The following is an 11,173-nucleotide window of genomic DNA, read 5'->3' on the forward strand; positions in this document are numbered from 1 at the left end:
AGTAGCCTCAACCCGAGGGGGAGGGGTTTATGACGGGGTTCGAAGCTGATCCGAAAGCCTTGCGTGACGCGGCCGATCAGGCCAGACAAGCCGCGGGAATCGTGCGCGAGCTGGATCTGGAGCGGGTGGCGGCGCTTTCCGGCGCATTGACCGGAACGGAGTCCGCGAAGACCGCCGCCGAGCTCGGTCCACATTGGGAGAACTCCATCAGTGTCTGGGCGAAGGGGGTGGATTCCTACGCGGCATCACTGACCACTGCCGCGACCGCGTACCGGGTTCGAGATGACGCCGGTGAACAGGAATTCGACGGGACAGGTGGTCGATGATGGTCACCTGGGCCGACGTCAGTCAGTGGAAAGCCGACGGGATCGGGCAGATCGGTGACCACTTGGCCGCGCAGAACCGCCAGGTGCTCGGCTTGCAAGACGAGATCGACGGCGCCAAGCCCGCCGGGTGGGCCGGTGAGGCAGCGGACGCGGCGGCCGAGAATCTGCGCGCCCGCTGTCAGGAACTCGAGGATCTCGCGGCGCGCTTGTCCGCAGCGGTGAAGATCATCGACGACACCGAGCAAGCTGTGCGCGATTTGGTGCGTAGTGTCGAGACGACCGAGGATTTCGCCGCCAAGAACGGTTTCCGGATCGACAACGGCAAGGTCGTCGAGACCGAAAACGCCAGTGGGTTTCTCTCCAGCATGCTGTTGCAGGTCGAGGTGGAAGCCATTTTGGCCCGTGCCGGACAGATCGACACCGAACTGAATTCCGTGCTCAAGCGCATCCTGGCAGGCGAAATCGGTGACGCCGGCGCGACGACGCTGGCTGCGGCCGCCGCGGCAGGCGAAGATCGCATCGCCGACGAGCAGCGGCACCGCGATCTCCTGGCGAAGTACCAGGTCAAAACAGACGGCACGACAGTGTGGCCGAGCGGTCTGACCGGCTGGCTCGCGGAACGAGCGGGTTTCTCGAAGGAGAAGATCACTCAAGCAGAGGCCAAGTTGCTCGACGATCTGCAGATGCGCAAGGGATTGCTCGGGCTCAAGGAGTTCGCCGACATCCGGCAGGACGCCTTGCACGTCGCCGAAGGCAAATTCGAGGGCAAAGGCCTGACCGACGGGCACGCCGACGCGTTCCGCCACGCCTACTGGAACGCGATGATGACGCAGCGGTACGGAGAAGAGTGGGCCCGCGACTTCGCCACGGCGCACGAGCGGAACCCGAGCAGTCACCACGTCCCGGTGGCCATGGACCTGCACAACAACGAAGTCGGCCGCGCGATCGCCCGAGCCAACCCGGACGCCGGTCCCGAGGAGCTGGCGAACCTGGTCGAACAAGCCGTCAAGGACGGCAAAATGGTGGTCATCGACAAGAATGACACCCTGGTATCGTCCAACGAATCGCCTCCTGGCGAGACCCGCGAAACCAAGAACAAGCCTTGGCCCACGGACAATCCGGGGCGCAACGACGACCACGACCCCGGCGACCCGTCGGCGACTCCGGACCAATACTGACCATGCGCTTGATAGTGACTCTGCTCGCCCTGCTCGCCCTCGTGGCGGGCTGCGGCACGAGCACCCCAGGAGTGACAGTGGAATTCGACGAAGGTCTCGAAAAAACGATCGGAGATCTCGCCAGGTCAGGCGGCTCACGACCGCTCAAGGAACTGGCGCCCGGCGATTGGACCTCGGTACAGGTCCTCACCGGCCCCGCTTCAGGCGCGCGAATCGAACGCGAGCTCGGCAGGCCCGTCACGGTCGAGGGCGATGGCACGCACAGTGGGGACTACGTCCAGGACGGCAATCTGCTGGTGTTCGACCGCGACGGCGCCACTACGCGGATGGTCAGCCTGGGCACCCTCGCCGCTCTCGGCGAGGGTAAGTACCGGGCCGATGTGGTGCTGCGGGCGCAGGGTGGCGCCATCACGATGACGGACCCGGACGGGCGACCCGCAGGCCGTTGACCAGGGCTATCGGGTCATCTCCTCCAAGAACGCTTGGGTCTCGGGATCGGTCGAATAGACGGCGGTGCCACGCATCCCACGGGTGAGCAGAACCTTGTAGGTGTTCTTGATCAGCGCACCGAAATGCAGTTCGTCGGCCCGTTTCACGGCACTGTCCTCGGAGTTCTGGCGCTGAGGAACCCACATACCGTCGCGCCGAACGAGATCGGAGCCGAAGATGACCCCGGACCAGTCGTACTCGAACCCCTGGGCGGTGTAGATGCAGCCCACCTGCCCGAAGCCGCGTTCGTCTGTGGCCCAGTAGTTGGATTCCGGGACACCAGCCACGGCCTTGTTCCGTTCCGACTTCGCGTTCCACGGACGCTGCCAACCGCCGATCTTGACGTCGTCGACCAGCGCGCGGCCGTCCGGAGTCATCACCGGATCGCTCCAAGGCCAGCAGAAGCCGGCGGCGAGCCGGGGGACCCCGCCGTGCGCTTCCTTTTGACGCAGCACCCATGACTCCAGCGCTTGCGGCGATGGGGCACTCGACACCGTGATGCCCGCGTCCAGAGGGCCCGCGAGCTTGCTCCACGGGACAGGCGTTTCGACATTCTGCCCCAGGCCCAGCAGCCGGGCGACCCAAGTGTCGTAGGAGACCGAACCACCGCAGCGCAACTGGTCGTGCAGCCGGACGACTTCCACCTTGCAGCCGAGTGACTCGGCCGCGGTGGAGATCTCGCGCAGCGAACCCATCTCGCCGGGCCGCACGATCTGGTTCTCGTCGAGAAGGAACACCGGCACCGTGGCAACGTTGATCAGTTCGTCGATCTGGCGACCAGCGCGATCGCGCTGCTCCTTCTTCGTGTACTGCGTGACGCCTTTCTCGCGAATGCGGTGTGCTTCGTCGCAGATGAGGACGTCGAGTTCTCGCGGCTGACAGCCGACGTAGGTGTTGAAGTACTTGAACAAGCCCTGTACGCGTGTACTTCCACGACCGGCGTATTTCCGCATCGTCTGGGTGAAGGACTTGGAGCCGGTCGCGTGGTGGACGGCGAGGCCGCGGCGAGCCAAATCGCCGAGGAGACTCAACGCGATCACACTTTTGCCTGATCCGGGACCGCCCTCGACTATGACGACGGTACGAGTCTGGGCCGCGCGAGAACGTTCTACCGCCTGCATCACCAATTCGTAAGCGACCTTTTGTTCGTCAAGCAGGACGAACTGTTCGCGATCCCGGATCTCCGCGGCCGCCAGCGTCAGCAAAGGTTTGGTCGGGCGGTGTGCGAAGCCGAGGAGTTCGTCACCCGCGGTGAGGCTGCTTCCTCGTTCCGCCGATTTGTCGAGTACGGCGTTGAATGCCCGTCGGAGGTCGGCCTTGTCGTCCATCGTGAACAGTCGCCCGTATTCGCTGACCCTGTACTGGAGGAGGTCGTCGATATGGGCACGGCGGGCGTTGTGCAGGTACGCGATCCCGTGGACTGCCTGGGGGCGCTCGGCGAGCGCCGGAGTGTGGTCCACGAAGTACTGGCAGTACCCGCGCACTTGCTCGACCGGATGGAGGTGCAGACCGGGAAGGCCGGGGATGTTGAGCACCTGGGCAAGGTGGACTTCGGCCTTCGACCATTGCTTGAGTTCGACGAATACGAACGAGCTTTGCCCGGTACGGGGATGAGTTCCGCACAGGACGACGTCCACACGTTGCCTACTGTGGGGAAGCTGGTGCTCGAGGAGGACTTCGACGTCTTCGAGTCCTGCATCGATCAGGTCACTCAGCAGGACGGGAAGGCTCTTCTGCCAGGAGACGACCTCGCTCGTGCCTGCCCTGGTGCCGAGTATGTATCCGGACTGCTCGCGCAGTCTCTGGTGCAGGCTGCCTGTCCGAGCCTCGACCAGAAGATCGGCTGCTCGGCCGCGTGCAAGTGCCACCTCGTCCCCTCCCCAGGGCGTGCGTCGTCGACGTACGGATGGGGACAACAACGAGGTGACTCGGTGTCCGTCGGACCGTTCCCGTCCAGGTTAGTGGATCGCTGTCCCCGCTGCGGTTCACCAAGCCGGGGAGCTTTCAGTTACAGATGGTTCGCACGACGCGCCAGTAGGCATCTCCACCCCCGGTTCGTGGTCAGATCGTAGCTCACTAGTGTGAGCGCGCACGCTGGACTCTGGCTAAGAGTAACTACGCGACGCTGCCTCGGGGGAGGACGTTTTGCCGGTGAGGAAGACCGCTGCCGAACTGCGGGTGGCGCTGGGCGAGGAAAGTTTCATAGCGACGCTTGCGATACATGCGAGGGTTGGCTACAGCGCTTCGACGAGGAGCGGTGAAGTCGGTTCGTGGCGGCGCGGTCTCCCGGTCCTCGCGGAGACTCTTTGTGTCATCGGGCTGGAGCATGTCGAAGTGTTTCTCGAGTATCGGCTCCCGTTCAGTCCCAAGCGAGTCGACGCGATTCTGTGTGGCGTACATCCGGAGACGGGGCAACCGTCGTACGTGCTGGTGGAACTGAAGCAATGGCGTCACATGGAGTTGGTAGGCGAAGGGCTGGTCAAGACGTCGGATGACGATGCGCAGCCCGTCTTGCATCCGTCTGAACAGGTTAGGCGCTACTGTCGTCAGCTCCTTGATTTCACGCCTCAATTCGCGCGTGCGCCGCGACTGGTGAAGGGCATCGTCTATCTTCACGACGCCGTCTACGATCCGACCTGGAGAATGGACAAAACCAGTGCCGATGGTTTGGGCCGGCTCTTCGCGGCTGACACGAAGAAGGACCTGGCCAACTACCTCTGTTCCCTTCTTGACACTGACGCTGGTGCGGCCGCTGGTGCGCGAGATGCGGCGAACGCCCTCCTCGCCGCTCGGCACACCCCGGCTCGGAACCTGCTGACGACCGCTGCCGGAACCCTTGAAAAACGGGACGAGTTCGTCCTTCTCGACGAACAGCAGGTCGCCTACCAGTCGGTAATGGACGCCCTTGACGAGGCGGATTCCAAGGGGTCTTCAGGGGCTGAGAAGAAGGTGGTCGTCGTCAGTGGCGGCCCGGGTTCCGGGAAGAGCGCGATAGCGATAACCCTTCTTGCCAGCCTTGCTCGTCATAGCAGGCGGGTTCTGCATGCGACAGGCTCGAAGGCGTTTACGGAGACGCTGCGAGCGACGGTTGCCGGAATCGACGATCGTCTCGAGGAGATGTTCAAGTATTTCAACCAATTCGGCTCGGATCGCGAGAACTCATTGGATGTGCTGCTCTGTGACGAGGCGCACCGGGTCCGTGGGCTTCCCGAACGTCCTCGTGCACGAGGACGAGAACAGATCGACCAGCTCATCGACGTGGCCAAGGTTCCCGTCTTCCTGCTCGACGAGCATCAGGTCGTGCGTCCCGGCGAGGTCGGCACCAGGAAATACATCGTCGACATCGCGAACCTCAAAGGTCACGAGGTTCTCGACATCCGCCTCGACGGGCAGTTCCGGTGTGGCGGGTCGGACAAGTTCGACGAGTGGGTCACGCGCCTCATGTTTCTGAGTCCCGAGGAGCCGATCGTCTGGTCCGACCTGGTCCAGGGAAGCGATGACGAGTATGTGGTCGATGCGGCGGAGTCGCCTCAAGAACTTGAATCATGGCTCCGTCAGCAGTCGAACATGCGTGGTGGAAGCGCGAGGATGACGGCGGGGTTCTGCTGGGACTGGAGCGACCCCATCGAAGTCGACGGCACACGTCGTCTGGTTGACGACGTGAAGATCGATGAGTGGTCGCGACCGTGGAACGCCAAGCCCAAAGCGCCCGTTCCAGGTGTTCCGTCGTCGTCGTTGTGGGCCTCCGACCCACGTGGTTTCGGTCAAGTCGGCTGTATTTACAGCGCCCAGGGTTTCGAATACGACTGGGCAGGCGTGATCTTTGGCGATGACCTGGTGATTCGTGACAGGCGATGGGTCTCGAACAGGAAGCCTTTGAAAGATCAGGCGGTGAAGAACGCCAAGGAGAGGGATTTCGACCGTTTGGTGCGGAACACGTACAAGGTGCTGCTGACTCGGGGAATGCAGGGAGTGTGCCTTTATTCGAAAGACCCGGCGACGAACCGGGTACTTCGTAAATACGCGCGCTGAGCGCTCACCGTCGTCGATCCAAGAGCGACTGGCCGGTTCGGAATCCGGGTGACCATGCCACGGCAGGTCTCAAGATCCGTTCCGGCCAGTGAGACCTCCGTGGGGTGCTCGATGTGCCCCCGGCGGGAGCACCAAAGGATGGAAACAGGGCTGACCAGCGGTTTCACGGCGGCAGTCTGGTGGCGGAGTCAAGATTCGGGCTGTCCGTGCCCGATTAGCAACCGTGGAGGTGGGGGCTCCGATCCCGCCCCCACGTCGGGCGTTGAGACGCGAGTCCCAACGCTGTGCCTGAGGCTGGCGTGAGACGACCGGCTGCTGGGGAGCTGGCCGCCCGCCACGACCTCGGCGAGGCCACCAGCCCTCGAGGAGGCGGTGCGCGCGCATCTCGGCCCTGCCGCCAGCGCCCACAACGTCGGGGCGATCGAGCGCGAGTACCTGCTGGCTCTGAACACGCTGCTTGACCCGGCCGGGCTCCACATCAAGGACGACCAGGCGAACGAGACGACCGAGTTCTAGTGCGAGTTGAGCGCGTCCTTGAACGCTTTGCCCGCCGTGCACTTGACGGTTTCGCCGCCGCGATCCAACGCAGCACACCCAGGGTAGCGCTCAGATGCGAGGCAGGTAGGCGGAGACTTCGGCGATGGCGTCGAGGGTGTCACGGTCGAGGTGGCCGGAGACGAGTTCGGTTTCGGCGACGGTGACGGTCTTGCCGTTGCGATCGCTGCCGTAGTTCTCGCCGGTGAAGCGGATGTCCGCGGGGCCCAGCATCGCTGAGTCAAGAGGCCGGATGTCGCCGCTGCCGTGGATCTTCATCCCCGACTCGAACTTGTCGGCGTCGCGAGCGGAGGCCAGACCGACCCAGGCCACCGACAGCACCGCGGTGTTACCCGCGCCGTCGCCGACCAGGAACAGGGCGCGGTCCAGGGAGGTGCAGCGGGTGCGGGTGAAGAAGTCGCGGATCTGCCCGAACGAGACCGCCACGCACTCGGCCTACTGACGCGCGGTGCGCTTGAGTGGCTTGACGCCGAGTCGCCGCCACGCGGCCTCGCTGTCGCCTTTGCGCGCGGACTTCTGTCCCTCGGACTTGCGGGCTTTGAGCTGAGCGGAGCCACCCGAGCCCGATCCGGAGCCAGCACCCTGCGCGGCGTTCTGCGCGCCCGCTCCGACTTCGGAGACCAGGCTGGATCCGCCCCCGAGGGGCAGGCCGCCGGTGTCGCCGGTCAAGCCGAGCGCGAGCACCCCGGCCGCTACCACCGCCCCGCTCTTACCACCGCCCTTGATCGGGACGCGCCGGCCGTTAATAGTTCTGAACTCCATCAGGTCCGCCCTTGACTAGATCGTGTCCGCACACCGACGCCGCATCCTGATCACCGATCTCGGGCCCCGCGACGAGAACTGTCGGTGATCGTGGCGCAGCGCTCTATGAGCCAGCGCCATCGGCAGTGGTGTTGACCGGCAAACGGGTGAAAACCGGCGGGGGCACCGGGACGGACGCCTGATCTGCACCGATCCGCCGTCCTGATGGCGTGTTCGCCTCTTGGCAGGCGGCTGGTGCGCGCACTAGCGTGAGCTGGGGGTGACCGCTGTCATATCATGCGGCGACACGGCGTGCTCAGCGGTCGGCCCTCGTCCACATTGCCTATGAGCGGGTGATGCGAATGTAGGTTGGGCACTACGGGATAGCCGCCGCGCAGGCCGAGATGGTCGACGATGTTGGACATGGTGTGCATCGCCGGCGACGTTGACACGGCCGTGGCCGATGAGCTGTGGTCGGCGACCCAGGCGCGACTCGAGTAGGCCGGGCGTGCGCTGGTGCTGGACTCGGCGGAGGTGACGTTCTTCGGCTCTGCCGGCATCACGCTGGTGATCTCCGCGTGGAACACCTGCTGGGATGGGTTCGCTGTGGACGCGCACTCCACCGTGCTCAAGCCGCTGCGGATCACTCAGGTCGATAGGTTCGTGCCGGTGCACCTGGACGTTCCCGCTGCCGCCGCCACGTGGCGCCCGCATCATGACCTGATGAGAAGCCCTCGCGGAAGTGTGTGACGCGGTGGTAGAGGTAAGGATGTCTGCAGTGTCGCCCAGATGGTCTCACGAAGCGGACAGCAGAGAATCAACGAGCTGCTCAGGCGCGTCCAAGGAACGATCATCGATCGGACTACAGCAGTGACCGTCGCCAGGCAGCAGGACGGCTTGAAACGATGCCGTGACGCCAGGCCGGTGCTTGCCAGGGAGGGCATCGTGGTGCTCGGGCACCAGAACGAGAGTCCGAAAGTCGCTCGTGCACTCCAACTCGAGGTGCCGAAAAAGGGCACGTTCGTATCAGCACGACTGGTCGGCGACGATCACTACGCCGTAGCGCCGCCCGGCGAATCGACGGAACCCGCACCTCCGATCCGCTACTGACGAGCGGCACACAACCTGCACGGAGCAGGCTTCGGCCTGGCTGCGGTCGAGCCGTTGAGGTACGGCTTGAGAAGGTGTGCAATGGCCTCGGCCAGCATCGGCGGTACCGCGTTGCCGATCTGCTTGGCCACCTGGATTTTGGTGCCACACCACAAGAAGTCCGATGGGAAGCTCTGCAGGCGAGCGGCCTCCAGATGCGTGATCGGCCGATCCACGCGATGACCGTTCGGTCCCGGCTCCCACTGCGGGTGCAGGTACTGACCCTTCTCGGGCTTGAAAAACTCTGTGCGGATTGTCAGAGATGGCTGATCCCACTGCATACGACCCATGACGTCGGTCGTGCCGGTCTTCTTCTCTCGCCAGCATCTCGACAGCAGCTCGTCCGGCAGGTTGAAGCGTCCGCCACCTGGCGGGATCCAGGCGTATCGCTTGAGTGATAGTTCAGTCGGCGTACGGCCGAGATGAAGGTCGGAGCTCTTGAAGACCCCTGGAAGCTCGTGGCCGAAGAACTCCACCGTGGAATCAGGAAGGGCTGTCGTCGGAGCCGCTTCGGGCAGCCCTGCGAGCACGTCGCGGGTGGTGTGCCACTCGGGTAGGTCGCCCAGCGTGCCCGGACGCGCATGCGTGGGTTCCGGCAGCGGGATCTTGCCGATGCGCGAACCGATGACAATGGTGCGCTTGCGGCGCTGAGGCACTCCGAAGTCAGCCGCCAGCAGGAAGCCTGCGGACAGTGTGTACTCCTCGAGCAGACCACCAGGCGCTGCTTCTGCCTGAAGTAGCGCGAACTCGCTGGAGGAGAAGAACCGGTCGACGTTCTCGATCACGAACACCTGGGGCGCCGCGTGCTTGACGAACCGGATGTACTCCTTCCACAGCTTGTTGCGTGGGTCCTTGACGTCACGCGAGCCGAGGTTGGAGAAGCCCTGGCATGGCGGGCCACCGATGATCAGATCAACTTCGGGGATGTCCGCATCAGGTACGAGGGCGATGTCGGTGTAGCGGGTGTGGTCTTCGCCGAAGTTGGCCGCATACGTGGCTGCGGCGTGAAGGTCGAACTCGACCGACATGACGGGCTTATAGCCCTTGGCGGCCATGAAACCAGAGGTCATGCCGCCGCAACCTGCGAATAGATCGATCATCGTCAGCCGTCGTGATCCCACACCCAGCAGGTTAGTCGACACCCCTGACAATATCTGGCATCGCCCCGCGAACCGGCCGTCGCGTTGCGATCACCTCGTGGATCCTCCCAGCTGCATCCGCTGCGTCCTCGTGTTCCCACACCCGGACCGACAACCATCCGGCCTCCGAGAGCAGCCGATCAGTCTCGAGATCGCGGCTGCGGTTCTTCTCGATCTTGGTTCGCCAGAAGTCGCGGTTGCGCTTGGGCCATGTTGCATGGTCAGGGCATCCATGCCAGAAGCATCCATCCACGAACACTGCGACCTTTGCCGGACCGAAGACCACGTCCGCCTCTCGACGGATACCGCGCAGTGGGCGCTGGTGGATGCGATAGCGCAGGCCGATCCGGTGCAGTTCGCGTCGCAGGGACATCTCCGCGGAGGTGTCACGTGAGCGCTGCTTGCTCATCCGAGCACGCGTGTCGTCGGTGCTGGGCAATTTGTCCACACAGGGATTGTGCTACTCGTCCTTCGGGTGTCGTACGAGGCCCGCCTGTCGATGTCTGTGAGTCATGATCGGGGATCAACCGGCGGAGGATGTGGTCCGGCCGGTGAGGTCGTCGCTCGTCCCGACAGTCTCCAAGCAGCGTTGCCGGCATCGACGGAAATGGTGACGGCTTCGGCAGGTGAAGTCTCCGCAGCTCTTGACCTGCGGATCACCGGTCGACGCCGCCTGAGATGGACGTTTGGTCGATCCGTGCACGGTAGATGCCTCGGACAGGATGTGCTGGGGTGTCGGGCGGATCGCCGTTACGGAGCAAGTCGATAGCTGTTCGAGGCCAATGACGGATCATCGTCGGCCGAGTAGATGGTCCATCCTTTTGCTCGCAGATCGTCGATCGACGACTTCCACATTCCTGTTTTTGCGACGTAGTCCAGGTCCTCGCGGTCGGCGGCATCAGGACTGACTTCTTTCAGGTATGCGAGCACCCGATCGCGGACTGTGCCGCCGCTCTTGCGGATGTCCGAAGCCAGCCGCCATTTTTTTGCCAGTGCTTCGTCGCGTTCGGCTCGAATCAGAACGTACTGGTCGGAGCGCAACTCGGGTCGTTGAACTCCGCTTTCGATGGGCCAGCCGTGTTCAACGCGCAGCTCGCGGATCCTTCGTGGCCACTCGGAGATTCCTGCGATACCTGATAGTTCGGGTCCTGAGACGACTTGACCGACATGTCGCAGCAGATAGCGCAACAGGCGCTTCTGAGCCCCGCCCAGACCGAGAAGAACGCCGACTCTGGCCAGGTGTTCCCGATGCAAGGCCATGTCTAGTCCCACGGATGCGCTGACGTCCTGCCAATCGTCTGCTGTCACTCTTTCGGCCGAACCGATCCGGTTCAGTTGGTCGACCGCCGAGAGCAGGGCGTCTCGCGCCTCGGCGATGGCAGTACGCAACTCCTCGTCCGAAGTCATAGGTATAGTCTGTCAGCCGCCGCAAGATCCCGCCTGTATCTGTGCGTCGAACACCACGCATGTCGTCGACTGTGTCGGGTAACGACCCGGGCGTCCGCCGACCTGGTCGTGTCACTGGTCGAGGCGGGCAGTAATGGTCGGCGGTCGTCGTCGATGT

General features: G+C 63.8%; 13 protein-coding genes. 6 read left to right on the forward strand and 7 right to left on the reverse strand.

The window, feature by feature from the left end; all coding sequences use genetic code 11:
- Positions 1 to 29 precede the first annotated feature (29 nt).
- From LCL61_RS11885 to LCL61_RS11895, 3 genes are read left to right on the forward strand one after another with little or no spacing between them, the layout of a single operon-like run.
- On the forward strand, positions 30 to 326 hold the full coding sequence (locus tag LCL61_RS11885) for a hypothetical protein (RefSeq protein ID WP_340686886.1): 297 nt from the start codon (positions 30 to 32) through the stop codon (positions 324 to 326).
- Entirely contained in the window at positions 326 to 1,504 is a 1,179-nt protein-coding gene (locus LCL61_RS11890; protein ID WP_340686887.1) for a DUF6973 domain-containing protein, read from the forward strand. The genes LCL61_RS11885 and LCL61_RS11890 overlap by 1 nt, the downstream gene beginning before the upstream one ends.
- Before the next feature lie 2 nt (positions 1,505 to 1,506).
- The gene (locus tag LCL61_RS11895) at positions 1,507 to 1,953 is read left to right on the forward strand and encodes a hypothetical protein (protein ID WP_340686888.1); all 447 of its coding nucleotides are present in this window, start codon (positions 1,507 to 1,509) and stop codon (positions 1,951 to 1,953) included.
- 6 nt (positions 1,954 to 1,959) lie between these two features.
- Here LCL61_RS11895 and LCL61_RS11900 read toward each other — a convergent pair whose 3' ends face one another.
- A complete protein-coding gene (locus LCL61_RS11900) occupies positions 1,960 to 3,861 on the reverse strand; it encodes a DNA/RNA helicase domain-containing protein (protein WP_340686889.1) in 1,902 nt (633 codons plus the stop codon).
- Positions 3,862 to 4,144: 283 nt separating this feature from the next.
- Here LCL61_RS11900 and LCL61_RS11905 point away from each other — a divergent pair, with 283 nt between their 5' ends.
- Positions 4,145 to 6,025, forward strand: a complete 1,881-nt coding sequence (locus LCL61_RS11905; RefSeq protein ID WP_340686890.1) for a DNA/RNA helicase domain-containing protein — start codon at positions 4,145 to 4,147, stop codon at positions 6,023 to 6,025.
- Positions 6,026 to 6,397: 372 nt separating this feature from the next.
- On the forward strand, positions 6,398 to 6,541 hold the full coding sequence (locus tag LCL61_RS11910; RefSeq protein WP_340686891.1) for a hypothetical protein: 144 nt from the start codon (positions 6,398 to 6,400) through the stop codon (positions 6,539 to 6,541).
- Between the two features lie 90 nt (positions 6,542 to 6,631).
- Here LCL61_RS11910 and LCL61_RS11915 read toward each other — a convergent pair whose 3' ends face one another.
- From LCL61_RS11915 to LCL61_RS11925, 3 genes are all read right to left on the reverse strand, one after another.
- The gene (locus LCL61_RS11915; RefSeq protein ID WP_340686892.1) at positions 6,632 to 7,006 is read right to left on the reverse strand and encodes a hypothetical protein; all 375 of its coding nucleotides are present in this window, start codon (positions 7,004 to 7,006) and stop codon (positions 6,632 to 6,634) included.
- Positions 7,007 to 7,015: 9 nt separating this feature from the next.
- On the reverse strand, positions 7,016 to 7,342 hold the full coding sequence (locus LCL61_RS11920) for a hypothetical protein (protein ID WP_340686893.1): 327 nt from the start codon (positions 7,340 to 7,342) through the stop codon (positions 7,016 to 7,018).
- A gap of 269 nt (positions 7,343 to 7,611) precedes the next feature.
- The gene (locus LCL61_RS11925; RefSeq protein ID WP_340686894.1) at positions 7,612 to 7,953 is read right to left on the reverse strand and encodes a hypothetical protein; all 342 of its coding nucleotides are present in this window, start codon (positions 7,951 to 7,953) and stop codon (positions 7,612 to 7,614) included.
- 157 nt (positions 7,954 to 8,110) lie between these two features.
- Here LCL61_RS11925 and LCL61_RS11930 point away from each other — a divergent pair, with 157 nt between their 5' ends.
- A complete protein-coding gene (locus LCL61_RS11930) occupies positions 8,111 to 8,431 on the forward strand; it encodes a NaeI family type II restriction endonuclease (protein ID WP_340686895.1) in 321 nt (106 codons plus the stop codon).
- Here LCL61_RS11930 and LCL61_RS11935 read toward each other — a convergent pair.
- The 3 genes from LCL61_RS11935 to LCL61_RS11945 all read right to left on the reverse strand — a co-directional run bounded on the left by LCL61_RS11935 (position 8,425) and on the right by LCL61_RS11945 (position 11,016).
- Positions 8,425 to 9,612 (reverse strand): DNA cytosine methyltransferase, encoded by a 1,188-nt coding sequence (locus tag LCL61_RS11935; RefSeq protein ID WP_340686896.1) that lies wholly within the window; start codon positions 9,610 to 9,612, stop codon positions 8,425 to 8,427. The two genes, LCL61_RS11930 and LCL61_RS11935, sit on opposite strands and share 7 nt — an antisense overlap.
- Positions 9,602 to 10,018, reverse strand: a complete 417-nt coding sequence (locus tag LCL61_RS11940; protein ID WP_340688557.1) for a very short patch repair endonuclease — start codon at positions 10,016 to 10,018, stop codon at positions 9,602 to 9,604. Before LCL61_RS11940 ends, LCL61_RS11935 begins: the two co-directional genes overlap by 11 nt.
- Before the next feature lie 341 nt (positions 10,019 to 10,359).
- Positions 10,360 to 11,016 carry a hypothetical protein gene (locus LCL61_RS11945; RefSeq protein ID WP_340686897.1) on the reverse strand — a complete coding sequence of 219 codons (657 nt, stop codon included), beginning with the start codon at positions 11,014 to 11,016 and terminating at the stop codon, positions 10,360 to 10,362.
- Positions 11,017 to 11,173 lie beyond the last annotated feature (157 nt).

Origin of the sequence: Amycolatopsis coloradensis (assembly GCF_037997115.1) — a bacterium.
GTDB lineage: Bacteria > Actinomycetota > Actinomycetes > Mycobacteriales > Pseudonocardiaceae > Amycolatopsis > Amycolatopsis coloradensis_A.

Bases quoted from the DNA above. Each gene is read 5' to 3' on its own strand.
- LCL61_RS11885 (WP_340686886.1), top strand. From the start codon at position 30: ATGACGGGGTTCGAAGCTGATCCGAAAGCCTTGCGTGACGCGGCCGAT.
- LCL61_RS11895 (WP_340686888.1), top strand. From the start codon at position 1,507: ATGCGCTTGATAGTGACTCTGCTCGCCCTGCTCGCCCTCGTGGCGGGC.
- LCL61_RS11945 (WP_340686897.1), bottom strand. From the start codon at position 11,016: ATGACTTCGGACGAGGAGTTGCGTACTGCCATCGCCGAGGCGCGAGAC.
- LCL61_RS11930 (WP_340686895.1), top strand. From the start codon at position 8,111: ATGGTCTCACGAAGCGGACAGCAGAGAATCAACGAGCTGCTCAGGCGC.
- LCL61_RS11920 (WP_340686893.1), bottom strand. From the start codon at position 7,342: ATGGAGTTCAGAACTATTAACGGCCGGCGCGTCCCGATCAAGGGCGGT.
- LCL61_RS11890 (WP_340686887.1), top strand. From the start codon at position 326: ATGGTCACCTGGGCCGACGTCAGTCAGTGGAAAGCCGACGGGATCGGG.
- LCL61_RS11940 (WP_340688557.1), bottom strand. From the start codon at position 10,018: ATGAGCAAGCAGCGCTCACGTGACACCTCCGCGGAGATGTCCCTGCGA.